The organism is Stenotrophomonas sp. 21LCFQ19 (assembly GCF_056861425.1).
This window is the reverse complement of record NZ_JBSPUF010000001.1, coordinates 1-21,380: the sequence shown is the minus strand read 5'-3', so window position 1 is coordinate 21,380 and position 21,380 is coordinate 1. Positions and strand designations below refer to the sequence as shown.

Annotated in this window: 19 protein-coding genes; 16 read left to right on the top strand and 3 right to left on the bottom strand. The window is 62.8% G+C overall.

The annotated features are described in order from the left end of the window. Positions 1-182: 182 nt before the first annotated feature. From AC13FW_RS00095 to AC13FW_RS00055, 9 genes are all read left to right on the top strand, one after another. Positions 183-1,001 (top strand): nucleotidyltransferase domain-containing protein, encoded by an 819-nt coding sequence (locus AC13FW_RS00095; RefSeq protein ID WP_482988038.1) that lies wholly within the window; start codon positions 183-185, stop codon positions 999-1,001. Positions 1,002-1,066: 65 nt separating this feature from the next. Next, positions 1,067-1,606 carry a gamma carbonic anhydrase family protein gene (locus AC13FW_RS00090; RefSeq protein ID WP_282267913.1) on the top strand — a complete coding sequence of 180 codons (540 nt, stop codon included), beginning with the start codon at positions 1,067-1,069 and terminating at the stop codon, positions 1,604-1,606. Between the two features lie 78 nt (positions 1,607-1,684). Next, complete coding sequence (locus tag AC13FW_RS00085; protein WP_482987774.1) at positions 1,685-2,605, top strand: DUF2167 domain-containing protein; 921 nt, start codon at positions 1,685-1,687, stop codon at positions 2,603-2,605. 183 nt (positions 2,606-2,788) lie between these two features. After that, positions 2,789-3,484: an RDD family protein gene (locus tag AC13FW_RS00080; protein WP_482987773.1), complete on the top strand. Its 696-nt coding sequence runs from the start codon at positions 2,789-2,791 to the stop codon at positions 3,482-3,484. Further along, on the top strand, positions 3,481-4,473 hold the full coding sequence (locus AC13FW_RS00075; RefSeq protein ID WP_482987772.1) for a stage II sporulation protein M: 993 nt from the start codon (positions 3,481-3,483) through the stop codon (positions 4,471-4,473). The genes AC13FW_RS00080 and AC13FW_RS00075 overlap by 4 nt, the downstream gene beginning before the upstream one ends. Next, on the top strand, positions 4,463-6,046 hold the full coding sequence (locus AC13FW_RS00070) for a DUF4129 domain-containing protein (RefSeq protein ID WP_482987771.1): 1,584 nt from the start codon (positions 4,463-4,465) through the stop codon (positions 6,044-6,046). The genes AC13FW_RS00075 and AC13FW_RS00070 overlap by 11 nt, the downstream gene beginning before the upstream one ends. Beyond that, entirely contained in the window at positions 6,043-7,191 is a 1,149-nt protein-coding gene (locus tag AC13FW_RS00065; protein ID WP_482987770.1) for a DUF4350 domain-containing protein, read from the top strand. The genes AC13FW_RS00070 and AC13FW_RS00065 overlap by 4 nt, the downstream gene beginning before the upstream one ends. Next, positions 7,188-8,213: an AAA family ATPase gene (locus AC13FW_RS00060; protein ID WP_482987769.1), complete on the top strand. Its 1,026-nt coding sequence runs from the start codon at positions 7,188-7,190 to the stop codon at positions 8,211-8,213. Before AC13FW_RS00065 ends, AC13FW_RS00060 begins: the two co-directional genes overlap by 4 nt. Positions 8,214-8,373: 160 nt before the next feature. Then, positions 8,374-9,672: a DUF58 domain-containing protein gene (locus AC13FW_RS00055; RefSeq protein WP_482987768.1), complete on the top strand. Its 1,299-nt coding sequence runs from the start codon at positions 8,374-8,376 to the stop codon at positions 9,670-9,672. Between the two features lie 653 nt (positions 9,673-10,325). Here AC13FW_RS00055 and AC13FW_RS00050 read toward each other — a convergent pair. Both AC13FW_RS00050 and AC13FW_RS00045 read right to left on the bottom strand, forming a co-directional pair. Then, positions 10,326-11,513 (bottom strand): glutathionylspermidine synthase family protein, encoded by a 1,188-nt coding sequence (locus tag AC13FW_RS00050; protein WP_482987767.1) that lies wholly within the window; start codon positions 11,511-11,513, stop codon positions 10,326-10,328. A 4-nt stretch (positions 11,514-11,517) separates the two neighbouring features. Next, positions 11,518-12,084 (bottom strand): DUF1190 domain-containing protein, encoded by a 567-nt coding sequence (locus AC13FW_RS00045; protein ID WP_482987766.1) that lies wholly within the window; start codon positions 12,082-12,084, stop codon positions 11,518-11,520. A gap of 554 nt (positions 12,085-12,638) precedes the next feature. Here AC13FW_RS00045 and ilvD point away from each other — a divergent pair. Together ilvD and AC13FW_RS00035 are read left to right on the top strand one after the other, a co-directional pair. After that, complete coding sequence (gene ilvD / locus AC13FW_RS00040) at positions 12,639-14,477, top strand: dihydroxy-acid dehydratase (protein ID WP_482988037.1); 1,839 nt, start codon at positions 12,639-12,641, stop codon at positions 14,475-14,477. Between the two features lie 30 nt (positions 14,478-14,507). Then, positions 14,508-15,113 (top strand): hypothetical protein, encoded by a 606-nt coding sequence (locus AC13FW_RS00035; RefSeq protein WP_482987765.1) that lies wholly within the window; start codon positions 14,508-14,510, stop codon positions 15,111-15,113. Here AC13FW_RS00035 and AC13FW_RS00030 read toward each other — a convergent pair. Then, positions 15,101-16,159 (bottom strand): integron integrase, encoded by a 1,059-nt coding sequence (locus tag AC13FW_RS00030; RefSeq protein ID WP_482987764.1) that lies wholly within the window; start codon positions 16,157-16,159, stop codon positions 15,101-15,103. The genes AC13FW_RS00035 and AC13FW_RS00030 overlap by 13 nt on opposite strands. A gap of 169 nt (positions 16,160-16,328) precedes the next feature. On the opposite strand from AC13FW_RS00030, the gene AC13FW_RS00025 reads away from it, so the two are divergent. From AC13FW_RS00025 to AC13FW_RS00005, 5 genes are all read left to right on the top strand, one after another. Continuing rightward, positions 16,329-16,625, top strand: a complete 297-nt coding sequence (locus tag AC13FW_RS00025) for a hypothetical protein (RefSeq protein WP_482987763.1) — start codon at positions 16,329-16,331, stop codon at positions 16,623-16,625. Between the two features lie 2,450 nt (positions 16,626-19,075). After that, on the top strand, positions 19,076-19,375 hold the full coding sequence (locus tag AC13FW_RS00020) for a ribonuclease E inhibitor RraB (protein WP_482987762.1): 300 nt from the start codon (positions 19,076-19,078) through the stop codon (positions 19,373-19,375). A 65-nt stretch (positions 19,376-19,440) separates the two neighbouring features. Continuing rightward, entirely contained in the window at positions 19,441-19,668 is a 228-nt protein-coding gene (locus AC13FW_RS00015) for a hypothetical protein (protein ID WP_482987761.1), read from the top strand. A 402-nt stretch (positions 19,669-20,070) separates the two neighbouring features. Next, positions 20,071-20,556: a hypothetical protein gene (locus AC13FW_RS00010; RefSeq protein ID WP_482987760.1), complete on the top strand. Its 486-nt coding sequence runs from the start codon at positions 20,071-20,073 to the stop codon at positions 20,554-20,556. Between the two features lie 73 nt (positions 20,557-20,629). Further along, positions 20,630-21,133: a hypothetical protein gene (locus AC13FW_RS00005; protein WP_481533141.1), complete on the top strand. Its 504-nt coding sequence runs from the start codon at positions 20,630-20,632 to the stop codon at positions 21,131-21,133. Positions 21,134-21,380: the final 247 nt, after the last annotated feature.

The window sequence follows — 21,380 nt, the reverse complement described above, 5'->3', positions numbered from 1 at the left end:
CCCCTCCCCAACCCTCCCCTGCGCTTCGCGCAAGGGAGGGGCAGAAGCGGCGCTCCGCCAGCTGAGAGAACACGCGAAACAGCTCCCTCCCTTGCGCCGAAGGCGAAGGGGAGGGTTGGGGAGGGGTGCCTTTCGCGCGCGCCCTCACTAGACTGCGTCTGCCGCTAAAGGAGCCGCAGAATATGGACATTCATCCGATCGACCCGGAAAAACGCCAAGCCGTACTCGCCGCGCTGGAACAGATCGAACGCCAGCACGATGTACGCGTGTTGATGGCCTGCGAATCCGGCAGTCGCGGCTGGGGATTCTCGTCGCCGGACAGCGACTACGATGCCCGCTTCATCTACGTCCATCGCCAGCCGTGGTACCTGAGCGTCAATGAACGGACCGGCCCGGGCGAAGCACAACGCGATGTGATCGAGCTGCCCATCGACGACGAGCTGGATATCAGCGGCTGGGACCTGCGCAAAGCATTGCGCCTGGTCTCCAAGTCCAACCCAACCCTGTCCGAGTGGCTGCGCTCACCCATCCACTATCGAGGTGACGCTCAGGCAATCTCAGAACTGCAAGCCGCGGTACAGCAGTTTCACTCGCCCCTGGGCAGCTGGTGGCATTACTTCAACATGGCCAGCGCCAATCATCGCGGCTATCTGAAAGGTGAGCGGGTACGCACCAAGAAATACCTTTACGTGTTGCGGCCGTTGCTCGCCTGTCAATGGATAGAGAACGAACCCACACCGCCGCCCATGGCTTTTGAGGACCTGCTCGATCGCCTGCTCCCCGAGGGCAACGTGCGCAACGCCATTGATCAACTGCTGGTGACAAAGCGGCGCAGCGCAGAGGTAGCCGATGGCCCTCGCATAGCCCTCATCAGCGACTACATTGATGCCGAGCTTGCGCGGCGTAGCAATACACCGCCCCTGTTGACCGCAGGCCAGGGTGACGCCAACGCGCTTGACGAGCTTTTCAGACCAATGCTCATTGCCCACGCACCGCGCTAAATCCGCCTATAGGGCAACTGCGACTATGATGCTGCTTGCCAAATTCGTTCCCCAAGGCGATCACCATGCCCGCACTGCGTCCCTTCCTGGATAAAACCCCCACCCTCGGCGAGCGCGTCTATATTGACGAAGCCTGCACCATCATCGGTGATGTGCAGATTGGCGATGATGCCTCGGTGTGGCCGGGCACGGTGATCCGCGGTGATGTGAACTACGTCCGCATCGGTGCACGCACCAATGTGCAGGACGGCACCATCATCCATGTCAGCCACGAAAGTCCCTACAACAAGGGCGGCTACCCGACGCTGATCGGCGAAGGCGTCACCGTCGGCCATGGCTGCATCATCCACGCCTGCACCATTGGTGATTACTGCCTGATCGGCATGGGTGCCTGCATCCTCGATGGTGCGGTGATCGAGACCAATGCCTTCATCGCTGCCGGCGCGGTCATCGGGCCGGGCAAGCTGGTGCGCAGTGGCGAGTTGTGGGCCGGCAACCCGGCACGGCTGATGCGCCAGCTCAGCGAGAAGGACATCGAGGGCCTGCGCTACTCCGCCGATCACTACGTCAGGGTCAAGGACCAGTACCGCGGCATGCAGGGCTGAGCGAGCAGGCATTGTCGGCAACCACCCTGCGGGTGCACACTGCCGGCCCTGGCGTGGGGACGCCTTCGAGGGTTTGACATGAAGTCGATGAAAATCGTGGCGCAGCGCCTGTTGGCGGCTGTGGCACTGCTGTGCGTGGTTTGCCTTTCCGCCTCCGCCCAGGACGCTGCCCAGCAAGAACAGGGCATGAGCGCGGAGCAGTTCGAGCAGTCGCTGCAGTTCCGCAGCGGGCAGATCGAGGTACCCGAGGCACGGGCCCACTTCAATTTGAACGACGAGTTCCGCTATCTGGACAAGGCTGACGCGCGCCGGGTGCTGGAAGACATGTGGGGCAATCCGCCCGATGACAGCGTGCTGGGCATGATCGTGCCGCGCAGTCCGGGCTTGAGCGAGCAGGACAGCTGGGCGGTGGTGGTGACCTGGTCCGACGATGGCTACGTGTCCGACGAAGATGCCAGCAAGATCGACTACGCCGACCTGCTCAAGACCATGCAGGCCGAGACCCGCGACAGCAACCCGGAGCGCATCAAGGCCGGCTATGGCTCGCTCGACCTGGTGGGCTGGGCGGTGCCGCCCCGCTATGAGGCAGGCAGCAAGAAGCTCTACTGGGCACGCGAGCTGGCCTTCAACGACCAGCCCGATCACACCCTCAACTACGACATCCGCGTGCTCGGCCGGCACGGCTACCTGAGCTTGAATGCCGTCTCAGGAATGTCGGAACTGGCATTGGTACGCGAGGGCATGGACAAGCTGCTGCCAATGGCCGAGTTCGACCAGGGCGCACGTTATGCAGATCACAACCCCAGCACCGACAAGGTCGCCGCCTATGGCGTGGCTACCCTGATCGGCGGTGGCTTGGCGGCCAAAGCCGGGCTGTTTGCCAAGCTCGGCCTGTTGCTGGCCAAGTTCTGGAAACTGCTGCTCATCGGCGTGCTGTTCCTCGGCGGTGCGATCAGGAAGCTGTTCGTGCGTGGCGACGACAACCGCACCGTGCGCTGAAACCCGCCCCACCCGGCCTGCCGCTGCCAACGGCGGGCTGGGTTTTCCTGCTGCCGCCAGCTAAAGTCAGCATTCTGATAGGGACGTAGCAGAGACACGAATGCCACAGGCATCCGTCCGGGCTGGACTCCGGGCTTCCATCCGCCGCATGCAAGACCACCAGCAGGTGCTGGAGCCAAGGCAATGAGCACAGCGCGGCCGATGCTGGACACCTATCGCGAGGTCATCACCCCCGAAGGCGTGCCGCTGCACCTGCCCGCCGCAGGCCCGGTACCGCGTGCCCTGGCCTGGCTGATCGACCTGTGCGTGCGCTTTGGCGTGCTGGCGGTGATGAGCCCGTTGCTGGTCGCGCTGGGCGAATTCGGTAGCGGTCTTTATCTCGGGCTGATGTTCCTGATGTTCTGGGCCTACCCGATCGTGCTGGAGGTGTGGTTCGGCCGCACCTTGGGCAAAAAGGTGCTGGGCCTGCGCGTGGTCGCCCGCGACGGCGCACCGTTGGGCTGGATGGCGGCGATCGTGCGCAACCTGCTACGCACTGTCGACGCGCTGCCGTTTGGTTACGCGCTGGGCCTGGTCACCTGCCTGTTTGACGCGCATGGCCGTCGCCTGGGCGATCTGGTCGCCGGCTCGCTGGTAATCCATACCGTGTCACGTCCGGCCACGCCGCCAGCACGCATCGATACCGCACTGGCACCACCGCTGCCCTTGCAGCCCAGCGAACAGGCTGCCTTGATCGCCTTCGCCGACCGCGCGCCGGCACTTTCACCAGGCCGTCAGCGTGAGCTGGCCGACATCGCCAGTGGGCTGAGCCAGGAGCGCGGCCAGGCTGGCGTGGTGCGTTTGTATGCAATGGCAAACTGGTTGCTGGGGCGGCGATGAGACAGGAACAGTTTGTCACCCGCTATCAGCACGAATGGCAGCAGTTCGAGGACTGGCTGCAACGCCGTGGCGAACGCACGCGGAAGCAGCGGCCCAGCATCGCCCCCGACGTGCTGGGCGATGAAACCATCCCACAGCGCTACCGCCGCCTCTGCCAGCAGCTGGCCTTGGCGCGCCGCCGTGGTTACAGCCCGCAGTTGGTGGAACAACTGCAGCAGCTGATGCAGCGCGGCCACAACCTGCTGTACCGCACACCGGCACCGCGCTGGCAGCGTGCGCTTGAATTCCTGTTCGCCGATTTCCCAAGCACCTTACGCAGCCAGGCAGGCGCGATGTGGGTGGCGTGCGCACTGTTCGCGATTCCGCTGGTCGGCATCTTCGTGCTGCTGCAATACAAGCCTGAGCTGATCCACATGCTGATGGATCCACGCGAGCTGGCGAACATCGAAAAGATGTATGACCCGGCCGCCGACAATCTGGGCCGCGACAGCGGCACCGACTGGGCAATGTTCGGCCACTACATCATGAACAACATCAGCATCGGCCTGCGCACCTTTGCCAGCGGACTATTGGCCGGCATCGGCACCATCCTCGTATTGCTGTTCAACGGCATCACCATTGGTGCGGTGGCCGGGCATCTGCAGCAGATCGGCTCGGGCGATCCGTTCTGGCGCTTTGTGGTCGGCCACGCGCCGTTCGAGCTGACCGCCATTGTGATTGCTGGCGGTGCCGGCCTGCAGCTTGGCCTGCGTCTGGTGGCACCAGGCCGCAAACGCCGCATCGATGCACTGATCGAAGGCGGCGTGATTGGTGCACGGCTGTGCCTGGGCGTGGCCTTCATGCTGCTGGTGGCTGCTTTCATCGAGGCGTTCTGGTCATCGATCGCGTGGGTGCCGATGTGGGGCAAGCTCAGCGTGTCTGCCGTGCTGTGGACGGCCGTGCTGTTGTGGCTGTGGCGCGGCGGACGCGGAGGTGATCATGCGGATTGATCAGCTCGATGTCGCACTGCGTGCGCGTTCGCAGTGGGAAGCGATGGAACTGGGCACCGCCCTGGTCCGCCGCCATGCCGGCGCAATCTGGAAGCCCTGGGTACTGCTGACACTGCCGGTGTTTGCGCTGCTCAACCTGCTTGGCTGGTGGCTGGACAACTTCTGGGTGTCCAGTTTCATCCTGTGGTGGCTCAAGCCCGCGTTCGAGCGCATCCCGCTGTACGTGATTTCGCGCGGCGCATTTGGTGCCGAGCCCACTACTGGCCAGACTCTGCGCGCGCAGTGGAACTGGGGGTGGCGCGGTGTCGGCGCCTATCTCGGCTGGCGTCGACTCAGCCCTGCCCGCTCACTGTTGATGCCGGTCGACCTGCTGGAAGGTGGCGACGCCAACCAGCGGCGCGGACGCCGGCATGCACTCGGCGGTGCCGCCTATGGTCACGCCACCCTGCTCACCTGGGTGTGCTGGCATTTCGAGGCCATGCTGCAATTTGCCGGTGTTGCCTTGATCTTCATGTTCGTACCGGTGGAGCTGCTGTCCGAATCACTGCGAGCAACGTGGGAACTGATCGGCCAAGGCACCCCCGCGTGGGCGTGGATAGGTTTCAACCTGCTGGCATGGTTGGCGATGACGATGATCAGCCCGTTCTACAGCGGCGCCGGCTTTGGCCTCTACCTCAACCGTCGCACCCAGCTGGAAGCCTGGGATGTGGAGATCGCCTTCCGCCGCCTGCGCGAGCGACTGGCTGGCCTGGCGCCGATGCTGGTGTTGCTGCTGGCCGTATTCGCATTGCCATCGCTGCAGGCACGGGCGCAGGACAGCGCAGATACGCAGAACCACGGCAACCACCAGGACGCTGCCGAGGCGCTGCCGGAATCGGCCGGCACTGCAGTGACCACGCCGCAACAGCTGTTTGGCGCTGCACCCGCCGATACCGCCGGCTTCCGGCAGGCCGCGGCACGTGCCTATGAAGACCCACAACTTGGCGCCAAGCGCAGCGTCACCCGCTGGGTAAGGAAGGCATCGGACAAGAGGCCCGATACCGACGACAACGACAAACCTGATCCCGGCCCGATCCTCGGCGCCATCGCCAAGTTCGCTGCGCTGATCGGCGAGAGCATCCTGTGGATTCTGCTCGGCGCGCTGTTGGTAGCGCTCGCCCTGACCGCGCGGTGGTGGCTGCCGTGGTTCCGCGGCGATGGCCGCCGCAGCCGCGACGTGCAGGCACCAGCGCTGCAGGAAGCGCTGCAGCTGCCGGAAGTGCTGCCGCCGGACATCCTCGGCAATGCGCGTCGGCTGTGGCGCGAAGGCAAGCCGCGGCACGCACTGGCATTGCTTTACCGTGCCTCGGTGGAAGTGCTGGTCGAACGCAGCAATGTCGTGTTGCCACCGGGGGCCACCGAAGCGCAATGCCTGCGCGCATCGCGCAAGATGCCGCAGGAGGCTGACCGCAACCTGTTCGCACGCATGGTGCGCTTCTGGCAGTACGCCGCTTATGCCGGCCGTCTGCCCCGCGATGAAGAGTTCGAGGCACTGATCAAGGAACTGCATCAGCAGTACGGGTGGCCGGCATGAATACCGCCCTGCGCAACACCCTGATCGTTGTACTGCTGTTGCTGACTGCTTTGGTCGCGCTCTGGTTCGTGCGCAGCTTTGAGAAGGCCAGCGAAGAAATCACCCTGCCCGCTTATGGCGAGCCTACATACAACGCGCTGTATGCACTTCGCGAAGCCCTGATCCGCGACGGCAGCAAGGCCGAAACCCGGCGCAAGCTCGACCTGCCCGCCATGCAACTGCAGCCCGGCGATACCGTGCTGATGCTCGACGACCCACGCCTGCTCACGCCGGCACAGGTCGAGGGCCTATTGGACTGGGTGCAGTTCGGCGGCCATCTGCTGCTACGCGCACCTGATGCTGACGAAGACCTGGACGGCGATGACCAAGGCTTGCTGGAACGCCTGGGAGTGGTCACCAGCGAAGTCCCGGCGCGTTGCCAGATCTGGCAGGTCCCCGGCCAGGAATCGCACAACGAGTTCTGCAGCGGCAACCGCTTCACCCTCGCCGGGAAGGCCCGCGCCGAGCGCCGCTGGGCCGATGCAGACGACGATGGCACGCTGGCCTATGCGCGCCTGCGTTACGGCCTGGGCCGGGTGGATGTGCTGGGCGACATGGATTTCCTGCTCAATGGCAGCGGCGAGCGCGACACCGGCCTGCGTGACATCCCGCACCGCGACCTCACCCGTCTGGTGCTTGCCCCCAACTACGGCAAGGGCACCACCCACCTGATCTATGCGATGGAACTGCCATCGCTGTGGAAGACGCTGTTCCAGCGTGGTTGGCCGGTATGGGTGCCGTTGCTGCTCGCGCTGCTGGCGTGGCTGTGGATGCGCTGCCAGCGCTTCGGCGCCCTGCTGCCCTCGCCGCGCGAAGACCGTCGCTCGCTGCTGGAGCATGTGCGCGCCAGCGGCGAGCACCTGCACCGCTACCGCAAGTCACCGTTGTTGTACGACGCCGTGCGCCAGGCCTTCCTCACCCGCCTGCGCCGTCGCGCACCGGTGGCTGCCGCGCTGACCGGCGATGCCCAGGCACAGGCCATCGCCGATCACCTGCAGTGGCCGATCGGCCGTGTGCAGACTGCCTTGCAGATTCCCCCTTCGCAGGACGACGTCGCCCTGCGCGACCGCATCCGCTTGCTCATCCAGATGAGAAACCAGCTATGACCGACGAGCTCACTCCGCCCGCCCTCCCCGGCGATGCACCCGCGCCGACGCCTGCCCCTGCGCCGGTCAACACGGACCTGATTGAACGCGTCGAGCGCATCCGCGACGCGGTAGGCCATGCCTTCATCGGACAGAGCGACGTACTCGACCAGATCCTGATCGCCCTGCTGGCCGGTGGCCACGTACTGATCGAAGGCGTGCCCGGACTCGGCAAGACACTGCTGGTACGCGCCCTGGCACAGGCGCTGGAGCTGGACTACGCACGCGTGCAGTTCACCCCCGACCTGATGCCCAGCGACGTCAGCGGCCACGCGGTGTACGACCCCAAGACCGAGAGCTTCAAGATCCGTCGCGGCCCGGTGTTCACCAACCTGCTGCTGGCCGACGAAATCAACCGCGCCCCGGCCAAGACCCAGTCCGCGCTGCTGGAGGTGATGCAGGAAGGCCAGGTCACCATCGAAGGCAAGGGCTTCTCACTGACCCCGCCGTTCCTGACCATGGCCACGCAGAACCCGGTCGAGCAGGAAGGCACCTATCCGCTGCCGGAAGCCCAGCTGGACCGCTTCCTGCTGAAGGTGCTGATCGACTACCCACAGTTGGAAGACGAGAAGCAGATGGTGCAGGCCATCACCACCGGCCGTACCGCCAGCGATTTCAACCTCACCCAGGTGCCGCGCGTACTCAGCGGCGCCGATGTGGTGGAACTGCAGAAGGCGGTGGCCGCGATCACCGTTGACCCGCAGGTGATCGATTACGCGGTGCGCATTGTCGCGGCAACCCGCAAGTGGCCCGGTATCGCCCTGGGCGCAGGGCCACGCGGCAGCATCGCGCTGGTGCGCGCCGCCCGCGCACAGGCCGTCCTGTCCGGCCGCGACTTCGTCACCCCGGACGACGTGCGTGAGATCGCCAAGCCGGCACTGCGCCACCGCATCGCGCTGGCCCCGGAGCTGCAGATCGAAGGCCAATCCGCCGACGACGCCCTGACCGCCCTGCTCGCCAAGGTGGAGGCGCCGCGCAAGTGAGCAACGCGGCAAGAAGCGCCAGCATGCCAAACAAGGCCCCCGCCTCAGCCCCCTCCCTTGCGCGCGAAGCACGGAGTGAAGGGCTGGGAAGGGGTGCTTCGGTTCTTGCTGTTGCTCCACCACGCCAAACACCAGATCTCCAGACAACCAGGCCCACGCAGTGAGACCCGCCCCCTTATTGATCACCCTGCTGGTGCTCTGGGGCCTGCTAGGCCTGCCAGTCGCCCTGCACTACCTGCCCATGCAGGCATGGACCATCAGCGCTGCGGCAATTGCCCTGCTTGCCCTGATCGACCTTGCTTTGCTCTGGCGCAAGCCCAGCCCGCAGGTGCGGCGCGAACTCCCTGACTCCCTCGCCCTGGGTGTCGAACGGGAAACCTGGCTGCAGCTGGACTCCTACGGCAAGCAGCGCGTTGACGTATTCGACCTGCTGCCGGATGGCTGGAACAGCAACGGCCTGCCACGCAGCCTGAAACTGGGCAAAGCCAGCGAAACCCGTTTCAGCTACCGCTTCACCCCGGCCAACCGCGGCACCTTCGTGTTTGATGGTGTGCACCTGCGCCTGCATTCACCACTGCGCCTATGGCGGCAACAGCGCACCGTCGGCACAGAACAAACCGTGCGTGTTTACCCCAACTTCGCTCCACTCACCCGCTTCGCCCTGCTCAGCGCGGAGATGGCATCACGACTGGTAGGTGCGCACCTGAAGCGCCGTCGTGGCGAAGGCACCGACTTTCACCAGATGCGCGAGTACCGCGTCGGCGACAGCCTGCGCCAGATTGACTGGAAGGCCACGTCACGTGCACGCAAACTGATCTCGCGTGAATACCAGGACGAAAAGAACCAGCAGCTGGTGATACTGATCGACACCGGCCGGCGGATGATGGCCGACGAGGGCGGGTTGTCGCATTTCGACCACGTGCTCAACGCCTCGCTGGTGGTGTCGTATCTGGCGCTGCGCCAGGGCGATGGCGTCGGCCTGTTCGCCAGCGGTGGCGACAGCCGCTGGGTCGCACCGAAGCGCGGTATGGGCGCGATCGACAGCCTGTTGCGCGCCAGCTATGACCTGCAGCCCAGGCCGGTAGCTACCGACTATCTCGCCGCAGCCACCGAATTGTCGCTGCGGCAATCACGGCGTAGCCTGGTGATGCTGGTCACCAACGTCCGCGATGAAGACATCGAAGACCTGTTGGCCGCCGTGCGCCTGCTGCAGAAGCGGCATCTGGTCTGCGTGGCCAGCCTGCGCGAGCGCGAGCTGGACCAGGCCTTGGCACGCGATGTGGAAACTGTTCCCGAGGCGATACAAGCCGGTGCAATTGCCGCTTACCTGCAGCAGCGCAGCGATGCCCATGAAGCACTGCGTAGCCATAGAGTGATGGTGCTGGACGTCACCGCTGAAGAGCTGCCTGCAGCCTTGGTCGAACGCTACCTCGCAGTAAAGCGCGACGGCCTGCTGTAACCGGCTTCGCGGCTGACGCCGCTCCTACACAAGCCGCGTCATGTAGTGCCGAGCCATGCTCGGCAGGGGGCGTCACCGGCAAAGCTTCAGCCGAGCATGGCTCGGCTCTACGCTTCTGCCCCCTCCCTTTCGCGCAGCGAAGGGGGTGAAGAGGGCCTGCTTGCGCGCCACTGGCGCGCGGCCTGATGAACGACCGAAGGCTATGCCTTCGGGCCGGACGGGTTGGGGAGGGGTTGGCTTTGCCGCTGCTGATATCGCGCCAGCTTCGCGGCTTACGCCGCTCCTACAAAAACCGGGCCTTGTAGTGCCGAGCCATGCTCGGCAGGGGCGTCACCGGTAGAGCTTCAGCCGAGCATGGCTCGGCTCTACGCTTCTGCCCCCTCCCTTTCGCATGGCGAAGGGGGGTGAAGAAGGCCTGCTTGCGCGCCACTGGCGCGCGGCCTGATGAACGACCGAAGGCTATGCCTTCGGGCCGGACGGGTCGGGGAGGGATTGGCTTTGCCGCTGCTGATGTCGCGCCAGCTTCGCGGCTTACGCCGCTCCTACAAAAACCGCGTCACGTAGTGCCGAGCCATGCTCGGCAGGGGCGTCACCCGGTAAAGTCTCAGCCGAGCATGGCTCGGCTCTACAGTGATATTTCAGACAACAGCCGCTTACAGATAGATCCGTGTGGTGCCCTGCGGCGCATCATCAATGATGGCGTGCGGCAGGAAGCGGGCGCTGTCGCGGGTGATGCGGCTGTTGTCTTCACGGATGCCAACGCCGCAGGCACGGTCGCCTACGATCCAGCTACCCACCAACGGGTAGTTGCCGTCAAACACCGGCAGCGCATGGAACGCCTGACGAATGCTCGGCCCATTGTACGGCCCTTCGCTCTCCTGCCAGCTACCGTCGCTCATGTGCATCGCTACATTGGCGCCTTCGCGCGAATGCAGTGGCTTGCGCACCCAGCCGGCCGGCAAGGCACTGCCATCGTCGAAATAGGATTCCAGCAGATTCGGGTGGCCGCGGTGACGTTCCCACAACAACGGCAGGATGCCCTTGTTGCTCAGCACCGCCTTCCATGCCGGCTCCAGCAACTGCACGCCCGACCGTGGCAAGGCTGCGCCGAATTCCTCGCGCATCAGGTCTTCCAGCGGATACAGCTTGAACAGGCTGCCGATCACCACATCATCCAGATCGGTGAAACGGCCGTCGGCCGACAAGCCGATATCCTCGATGGCAAGCGCCGCTGCATGCAGCCCGGCCTGTGCCGCGCAATCGCGCAGATAGGCGACCGTGCCCTGGTCTTCCTCTGACTCCCCCACCGCGCTGAAATACAGCGGCGGTGGCAGCCGCGAGGTCAACTCGGCGAAGCGCTCCACCAGGGTCTCGTGGATGGAGTTGAACTGGTCGGCCTGCTGCGGCAACGCGCCACGGTTACGCTGGTCTTCCAGCCACTGCCATTGGAAGAACGATGCTTCGTACAGCGAGGTCGGCGTGTCATAGTTCAGTTCGTACAGCTTGGCTGGACCGTTGCCGTCGTAAGCGAAATCCAGACGACCGTATAGATGCGGATCACGGCGGCGCCAGCTTTCGGCGATCCAGTCGCGGAACGCTTCGGGAATGGCCAGCTGCGCCATCAGCGCATCGCTAGCCACCACCTCGCCCACCAGATCCATCGCCATCGCGTGCAGCTCGGCGCTGGGATCTTCGATATCGTTCTCGATCTGGCGCAGGGTAAACGCGTAGTACGCGCTTTCATCCCAATACGGTGCACCGTCGATGGTGTGGAAGCGGAAGCCCGCCTCCGCAGCACGGGCCTTCCAGTTGCCGCGTTCGGCAATTGCAACGCGCTTCACTGCATCAACCGCCGACGCTGCTGCGGCCGCCGCTACGCGCACCAAAACCACCACGGCTGGCGGTTACGGCGCGGTTCGGGGTGGCAGTGACTGGAGCCAGGCCGGCCTTGCCTGCACCAATGCCGCTGCCGGTGTTCAAACCGCCTGTACCGCCCGGAGCGGCCGGCTTGGCCCAACCATTGGCCTTGTCCTTGAACGCAGGCTGCGATGCCGGCGGTGCGGCCACGGCGCCACGGCTGCCGTTGAGCATCTGCGACATGAAGAAGCCCATCATCATCGGGCCGATGAACGAGGTGCCGGCGCTGGTCTGCTGCTGCACGCACTGCTCGGCCGGGTACTCCTTGGCGCACTCTTCCTTGCTGGCGTACTTGGGCGCGGCATCGGCCGACTGCTGCTGCGCGGTGGCAAACGCCTCGCGGCAGCTGGACGGATTGCCGGTGGCTTCGCTGCAGGCTTCTACCGAGGTGTACAGCCCTTCCTGCACCTGCACCGTTTCTTCCTTCTGGCAGGCGGTCAGCAGCAGCGGCACGGCGCTCATCAGCACCAGTGCGGTGGCCTTGGATCGCTTCATGGTCGGTTCCCCGTCAATTTGATCCCCAATAATGCCCGATGCAGGCTGCAAGGCGGAAACCGGAAAACTCCCGAAACTGAATCGGTTTTCAGCTGATGCCTGGAAAGGCCTTGGGGTGGCTGGGGTTTCGGCAGGTTTTGCGCGCGCAGCTATTCAGCGCGTGGGCGTTGCTGATGTGTTGGAAGATCAAAATCCAGAGCACCCCTCCCCAGCCCTCCCCTGCGCTGCGCGCAAGGGAGGGGGTAAAGGCGGCTCGTTCGCGGCCTGAACAAGCGCAGCAAACAGCCCCCCCCTTGCGCGCAGCGCAGGGGAGGGTTGGGGAGGGGGGCTTTTCGCTTCCGCTTCCGCGTTGGCTTTACCTGGCCGTGGTTCTGGTACTGGCTTTGGTTCCTGTTCTGGCTCTGCCACCTGCCCCACCGAGCAACATTCAAGCCCCAACCAACCACCCCACTCCACACTCAAACCACCGCAAACCAATGGTTGCAGCTGCAACCGGGAACTTGATGCAGAATCAATCGCACTGCACTTCTGCCAGCCCGTTCCAGCTCGCCCCCATGCCCGAATACCGCTCTAAAACCTCCACCGCCGGCCGCAACATGGCCGGCGCCCGCGCCCTGTGGCGAGCCACCGGCATGACCGATGGCGACTTCCACAAACCCATCGTCGCGGTGGTCAACTCCTTCACCCAGTTCGTGCCCGGCCACGTGCACCTGAAGGACCTTGGCCAGCTCGTGGCGCGCGAGATCGAAGCAGCCGGCGGCGTGGCCAAGGAATTCAATACCATCGCCGTGGATGACGGCATCGCGATGGGCCATGACGGCATGCTGTATTCGCTGCCCAGCCGCGAGATCATCGCCGACTCGGTCGAGTACATGGCCAATGCCCACTGCGCCGATGCGCTGGTGTGCATCTCCAACTGCGACAAAATCACCCCCGGCATGTTGATGGCCGCACTGCGCCTGAACATTCCCGCGGTGTTTGTATCCGGCGGCCCGATGGAAGCCGGCAAGACCAAGCTGGCCGACCACAAACTCGACCTGATCGACGCGATGGTTGCTGCCGGCGATGACAAGGTCAGCGACGAGCAGGTGGCCGCGATCGAACGCAGCGCCTGCCCAACCTGTGGTTCCTGCTCGGGCATGTTCACCGCCAATTCGATGAACTGCCTGACCGAAGCACTGGGCCTGTCGTTGCCTGGCAACGGCACCGTGGTGGCCACGCACAGCGACCGCGAGGCGCTGTTCAAGCGCGCCGGTCGCCTGATCGTCGAGCTCTGCCATCGCTGGTACGGCGGCGAGGAGGCCAACGTGCTGCCGCGCGGCATCGCCACCTTCGAAGCGTTCGAGAATGCGATGACGCTGGACATCGCCATGGGCGGTTCCACCAACACCATCCTGCACCTGCTGGCCGCCGCACAGGAGGCCGAAGTGGCCTTCGACCAGCGCGATATCGATCGCCTGTCGCGACGTGTTCCGCAGCTGTGCAAAGTGGCGCCGAACACGCAGAAGTACCACATCGAAGACGTGCACCGCGCTGGCGGCATCATGGCCATCCTCGGCGAGTTGGCGCGTGGCGGCCTGCTGCATACCGATGCATCCACCGTGCACAGCCGCACACTTGGCGATGCCATCGCGCAATGGGATGTTACCCAGACCCAGGATCAGGCCGCCCATCAGTTCTACAAGGCTGGTCCTGCAGGTATCCCCACGCAGGTGGCTTTCAGCCAATCCACGCGTTGGCCGTCGCTGGATGTGGACCGTGCCGAAGGTTGCATTCGTGACGTTGCCCATGCGTTCTCCAGCGAAGGCGGCCTGGCTGTGCTGTACGGCAATCTCGCCGCCGATGGCTGCGTGGTGAAGACCGCCGGCGTGGACGAATCCATCCACGTGTTCGAAGGCAATGCCCGCGTCTATGAAAGCCAGGACGCCGCAGTGAAGGGCATCCTCGGCAATGAGGTGCAGGCCGGCGACGTGGTGGTGATCCGCTACGAGGGACCGAAGGGTGGCCCGGGCATGCAGGAAATGCTCTACCCCACCAGCTACCTCAAGTCCAAGGGCATGGGCAAAGCCTGCGCCCTGCTCACCGACGGGCGCTTCTCCGGCGGCACCTCCGGCCTGAGCATCGGCCACTGCTCGCCCGAAGCCGCAGGTGGCGGCACCATCGGCCTGGTGCGTGACGGCGACCGCATCCTGATCGACATCCCGCAGCGTGGCATCAACCTGCTGGTGGACGATGCCGAACTCGCACGCCGCCGCAGCGAACAGGATGCCAAGGGCTGGAAGCCGGCCGAGGCACGCCCACGCAAGGTAAGCACCGCACTGAAGGCCTATGCCCTGCTCGCCACCAGCGCCGACAAGGGCGCCGTGCGCGACAAGGCGCTGCTGGACGCTTGACCGTGCAAGCGGGCGCGGCAGAATGTGGCCATGAACACGGCCCTCCCCTGCCCGCCCCCGCTGCCTGCCATCGCCAGCTGCTTGTGGAATGGCCACCCGTATCGGGTGACGACTGCCGAGCTGGGGGCTTATGTGGATGCCCACCTTCCCGCACTGCTGTGGGACTTCGACATCCACGCCGAGCGTATCGACCCCGACGACATCGTGCTGGACGAAGACGATCTTCCGCCCGCTGCGCTGCACCTTCGTGTGCATGACTGCCCGGCTTTCAGCAGCGGCCCGGGCGCAGTGACGCACTGCAACGACATCGCCGGCATGCAGATCACGTTCGCCAGCAAGGACGAACCCGAAGTACTGCTCTACACCGGCGAGCACCTTGCCCTCGACAACGGCGGCTTTGCGCTGAGTGAACGCGACGGCCAGTTATGGATAGCGCTCAATGGCCATTGCGAAGGCATGCATGGCCCGGCAAGGATCGAAATGCTCGCGCCGTTGACGTTCACCACCATTGCCTGCGGGCGCCGCGATCAGGCCCAGGCCCGCGAACACATCGCAACCGTGGTTGACCCCGACCACTACGCATTCGAATGCGACGAGTACGGTGTTGCACGCTTCCGCCCGATTCACACGCGCTGATCGTCAAGCCCGCGGGGGCTTTCCAGCACCGACAAAGCCGGCACCGGCAGTCGATCCAAGGGACTGAGCACGGCACCGGCACCGCGCCCCAGTACATGCGTGTAGATCTGTGTCGTGGCGATGTCCTTATGGCCCAGCAGTTCCTGCAGCGTACGGATGTCGCAGCCCGCGTCCAGCAGATGGGTGGCAAAACAGTGCCGCAGGGTATGGCAGCTGGCCGGCTGCAGGATTGCCACCTGCAAGCGCGCCTGCTTGATCGCCCGCTGCAGCACTTCCTCACTGAGATGATGGCGGCCACGCCGCCCCGTGCGTGGGTCGCGGGACATCCTGTGCGAAGGGAACAGGTATTGCCAGCCCGGTTGTACGTCAGCTGATGGGAACTTCCTTGCCAAGGCATTCGGCAGATGGACCCGCCCCACGCCTGCAGCAAGATCGCGTTGATGCTGAAACAGCACCTGCTCGCGCTGCTGCAGCAAACGATCACGCAGCGACACGGGCAGCGGAACACGCCTATCCTTGTTGCCCTTGCCGGCACGCACGCAGATCTCACTGCGCGCGAAGTTCACATCCTTGATTCGCAAGCGAAGGCATTCCATCAGTCGCATGCCGGTGCCATACAGCAGGCGCGCCATCAGTGCAGTGACACCTTCCGGGATCGCCGACAACAACCGGGCAACATCCTCCACGGACAGAACGACGGGCAAACGTTTGGGGCGCTTCGCACGCACAACATCCTGCAACCACGGCAGCTCCGTCCGCAGCACCTCGCGATAGAGGAACAGCAAAGCCGCCAACGCCTGGTTCTGGGTGGCTGGCGCCACCTTGCCCTCCGTCGCCAGCCGACTGAGGAATACCGCAACTTCATCGCCGCCCATCTCGCGGGGGTGGCGCTTTCCGTTGGCCAGGATGAAACGCCTGATCCACCCCAGATAGGCCTGCTCGGTACGGATGCTGTAGTGCCGCAAACGAATCTGTGCCCTAACGCTATCCAGCAATCGCGGCGGCTGCGCCGGTGTTACACCGCTTGGAACAGGGTCGTAACGCATATGGCCGCTCCCAAGCGGTAGTTTCTGGGAAGCATGCAGTGCAGCTTTGGTTGCCCCTATCGGCTAAATCCATGATTCAACGTGGGAATTTCTCAGTTTGAAAGCGGCAAGAAAACAAGGATACTCTGCGCTACACCGCTGTTAGGCGGTCCAATACGAGTTAGGCCTCATGCAGATCAAGACCGCACATCCGCGTCTCTACTTTGATGGCAACTCCCAGCTCGCAGAGCGCTCTTTCGCTCTGGTACAAGGCACGCTTGATGACCTTCGAGCCTTGGGCCAAACGCCTGATTCGGCCCTAGGTTCGCGCTTCACCTTTGTCCAAGAGGAGCTAGGCCCATCTGGAAAATGGGATGCGCTGCTATTCAATGGCACAATCGCCCACAGCTCTGCTCTTGGGCACTTCGCGTTGGCAGATACAGGGGGCGCGCATTGGCTGTCGGAGATCTCCAGCCATGAGGCCTAACAGTTCATTCAAGCCGACGCCGCTTCGCGCCGCGACTTAATTTCAGAGTTAGGCCCCTTGGGAAGAATCACCGACACTTCAACAAACCGCAGACGGCTTCTCACCAGCGAAGCCGCAGTCTGTGTCTACTGCTTCAAAGAGTTCGCACCAAGCTCCATTTTTGAGTGGTGCGATGAGGAAGATAAGACCGCAGTCTGTCCACACTGCGGAGTAGATGCGGTTATTGGTTTCGATGGGCCAGTTGACCGCATCTGGCTAGAGGCTGCTCATCGCCGAGCTTTTGGCTAGCATGGGCCCTAACAGTTCATTCAAGCCGAACCCGCTTCGCGGGTCGGCTTAATTCCAGAGCTAGGCGGCGGTGGGTTTGGTTGGCTAGCCCTTCTTCTTTCGGCAACAACATCGGCAAGTCACCGGTCGTCTCCGGGTAACAGCTCCAACTGTTCCTGGCGCCGGTAGGCCCGCCACTTCGTCTTACCCTTCACTGTCCTGCCGCAATCATTTCATCGCACTTCGGCGGCAACGCTCGGCAAAGTTTCCTAGGCAAGCTCCATCCCGCAAGCTGTGGCATGATCGGATCGCATTGGGTGGCACAAGCAAGGCAGCGTTGGTCCTGAGCTCCTTCAATGGCCACAGCCGCCTAACAGTTCATTCAAGCCGAACCCGCTTCGCGGGTCGGCTTAATTCCAGAGTTAGGCGGCGGTGCGTTGGGTTGGCTGGCGCTTCTTCTTTCGGCGGCAACATCGGCAAATCACCGGTCGGCTCCGGGTAACAGTTCCAACTGTTCCTGGCAGCGGCAAGCCCGCCACTTCGCCTTATGCTTCACTGCTCTGCCGCAATCATTTCATCGCACTCCGGCGGCAGCGCTCGGCAATGCTTCCCGGGCAAGCTCCTTCCCGCAGGCTGTGGCATGATCGGCTCGCGTTAGGTTGCACAAGCAAGGCAGCATTGGCCCGGGGAGCGGTAAGTGGCCACAGCCGCCTAACAGTTCATTCAAGCCGACGCCGCTTCGCGGCGCGGCTTAATTCCAGAGTTAGGCGGCGATGTGTTGGGTTGGCTGGCCCTTCTCGTTTCGGCAGCAACATCGGCAAGTTACCGGTCGGCTCCTGGCAACAGTTCCAAGTGTTCTTTGCACCGGCTAGCTCGCCACTTCGTCTTACGCCTCACTGCCCGGTCGCAATCATTTCATCGCACTTCGGCGGCAACGCTCGGCAAGGTTTCCCGGGCAAGCTCCATCCCGCGAGCTGTGGCATGATCGGTTCGCGTTGGGTTGCACAAACAAGGCAGCATTGGTCAGGGGGCAGTAGTTGGCCACAGCCGCCTAACAGTTCATTCAAGCCGACGCCGCTTCGCGGCGCGGCTTAATTCCAGAGTTAGGCATTAGCAGAATGGCTACTGAGATCGGAGAGTTCCGCCAAATGCTTGAGGCTGGTCGACGCTACTTGGCAGGGGCATGCTCCATCCAAGAGCTCAACGGTCGCGTCAGTGAGCTAGCTACAGCAGCAAAGTTCTGGGGCGGTCACCCTGCACTTGCGGAGGTCGCTGGCGACTGGTCCGCTATGGTTGATCGGCGTTGGAATGAGTGGGGCCACTGTCCCCATCCGCTGTCGGAGCAAGAGTTCAGGGCATGGCTAGAGGAGCAACTCAGTTCTCTCGGGCAGATGCCTAACAATTCATTCAAGCCGAACCCGCTTCGCGGGTCGGCTTAATTCCAGAGTTAGGCACGGCTGATGAGACCCTCCTTTCAGATTGTTCTTGCGTTGATGATCTTGGCCATAGCCGGAGTTTCTTTCTACTTCGGCTTGACCGGCATTCTTGAAGGTGTAGTCGAGTACCCGAGCAAGAGAGAGGCGTTCCAGGTCGTTCGTGCTTCCTCGCCAAAGATGTTCTGGACATGCGTTCTGTTCTGGCTGGGCGGCAGCGCTGGGGCTCTTTGGCTCGCAGTTGTAAACTTGCGCGAGGCCACACGCCGTGCCTAACAGTTCATTCAAGCCGAACCCGCTTCGCGGGTCGGCTTAATTCCGGAGTTAGGCACCAATGGAAGGCCATCTACCCACTCAGCCAATGCCCTATGTCTGGGCAGACTTCAATGCCTGCGGCTGGGCCGGTGGCGGCGACGAGAGCATCTACGCCTTAGATAAGGATGCGCTTGCTGCAATACCGGCCAGAGATCGCACGACGGTCTTTATCTGGTGTGGCGACGAGTCCGGCACCATCCTTGGCTGTGTTGCATTGCTCCAGCACATTACGCTCGGCGCTTTTACTGGGTGGCGTGCTGTGCCTGTTCCTGGCACATTCTATCGTGGCCCAATACCTGCGCATCTAGATGGCGGGCTTGGTGCCTAACAGTTCATTCAAGCCGACGCCGCTTCGCGGCGCGGCTTAATTCCAGAGTTAGGTGCGCTATGGCAGTACTCGATGTACTGGTAGACACAGCAGTCTCAGACACGGACTTGCTCCGCAAGCTGGACGCACAAGGAGATCGCTTCAGCGTTCCCCGCGACGTCGAGTTCTTGCTCAAGTCCCCGTCCGCGGAAAAGGCAACGGTCGTCGCAGATTTCATCAACGACCAACAGTATGGCGTTGCTACAGCGCAAGGCTCGGAGGATTCGCCGGTTGTTCTGGTTGTCGTCAACATGCCAATTGAGCAGCATGCCATTCAATCCGTGTCAGGCTTCATGGCCTGTGTTTGTGAGTTGTTCGGGCTCGACTACGATGGGTGGGGGTGCGTCGTCCAGGCGGCGCGCACCTAACAATTCATTCAAGCCGAACCCGCTTCGCGGGTCGGCTTAATTCAGGCGTTAGGCGCAAGATTGCCATGACAGACTCTCCCGAGCAGAAGTACAAAGAGACGGTGACTTGCGAGCCGCGCCAAGATGAGGGACTCATTTTCATCAAAGTTGTGGCAATGCCTCATGAGGATGCAGTGGAGTTCGACGTGGCTCAGGCCCGTTCGTTTGCACAGCAAATTCTATCGGCAGTCGAGGTTATTGAGGCTGGTTGGGTAGGCAAGTCAATGAGCTCACAGGATGCTTGCGGCGCCTAACAGTTCATTCAAGCCGAACTCGCTTCGCGAGTCGGCTTAATTCCGGAGTTAGGCGGCGGTGTTCTGGGTTGGCTGGCCCTTCTTCTTTCGGCAGCAACATCGGCAAGTCACCGGTCGGCTCCGGGTAACAGTTCCAACTGTTCCTGGCAGCGGCAAGTCCGCCACTTCGTCTTACGCTTCACAGGTCTGCCGCAATCAATTCATCGCACTTCGGCGGCAGCGCTCGGCAAGGCTTCCCGGGCAAGCTCCATCCCGCGAGCTGTGGCATGATCGGTTCGCATTGGGTTGCACAAGCAAGGCAGCATTGGCCCGGGGAGCGGCAAGGGCCACAGCCGCCTAACAGTTCATTCAAGCCGACGCCGCTTCGCGGCGCGGCTTAATTCCAGAGTTAGCCCTTTACCAATGTCCACAGTTCTGTCTGAGCTAGTAGCGCAAGCGGTTGCCATCCTCGGCACGGACGGCATCACCGATGCGGAAATCGAGTCCAATGTTTTATCGTTGACCCAGGATTCGATGCTAGCCAGGCGGCTCATTGATTGGCCACCTGAGGCGTTTGGGCTCATTCTGATCCCTCACATCGCCAAGGTCAATTTGCCAACCACGTTCAGTGCAAGGTCAAAAAGTGGCAGTTGGATAGAATTTTCGTTTCAACTAGAACCAATCTTTGAAGTCGCGATTCGCCTCGGCATGGACATGTACCATTCCGAGCAAAGAAGCACTTTTGGTAATGTCGCACTTCGTGGTTCCACATTGGATGCTGTCAATAAGGCACTTAATCAAGGCAACCCGCTTGAGGGTGCAACGCTCTCGGGCCCGGCCCTTGTTGGCATACCCGCAGAGGTGTATGCGCCTCCCGCTAAGCCACTATGGCGCCGGCTCTTTCAGTGAGCGCGACTTGGGCTAACAGTTCATTCAAGCCGAACCCGCTGCGCGGGCCGGCTTAATTCCAGAGTTAGGCGTCATGGACCCATTCCGGCGGTTGTTCGAAAAGCCAGCTTCAGCCTCTCTGCACTCTGCACTACAAGAATGCGGCGACGTGATTTCCGTGTTAATGAAGGGCACCGCCTCGACTAAGCCCTACTTTGAAGGAGCCGACTTTCCGCTAGAGGAACTGTCTCAAACAAGTGAGTTTGAGGTCGCACTTTCCAAGCTCGGCCAGGTCTGTGCCTCACGGCGCGCCGCATCAGCACTGGATCGCTTGGAGTTCGAGGGGTCACTTACATCTTTGCTTGTTCAGGGCGGGTGCCATGGCCAGGGGAGCCTGCCAAAGCAAGAAGGCAGGCATCTCGTGGAAAATGGAGTGGCCGCGCTCTTCCCGGAGCCATTTGATGAACTTCTGGTCCTCCGCATGGATGATCCAGAATGGTCAGTACTTACCAGCCAAGCTACGATTTCCAAGTCGTACTTTTGTTGGCAGGGCGCCAGAGGTTTATGGTGGTTTCTTTGCGTCACCGACTTCGATTGACGCCTAACAGTTCATTCAAGCCGACGCCGCTTCGCGGCGCGGCTTAATTCCAGAGTTAGGCGGCGGCGGGTTTGGTTGGCTGGCCCTTCTTCTTTCGGCGGCAACATCGGCAAGTCACCGTGTCGCCTGCCCGTAAACTTGATCCAGGCATTCTTAGAGGTCTCCGGGCAAACTAGCCCCAAGGAGACCACTGATGCGCAAGAGCAAATTCACCGAGAGTCAGATCGTTACGACGTTGAAGCAGGTT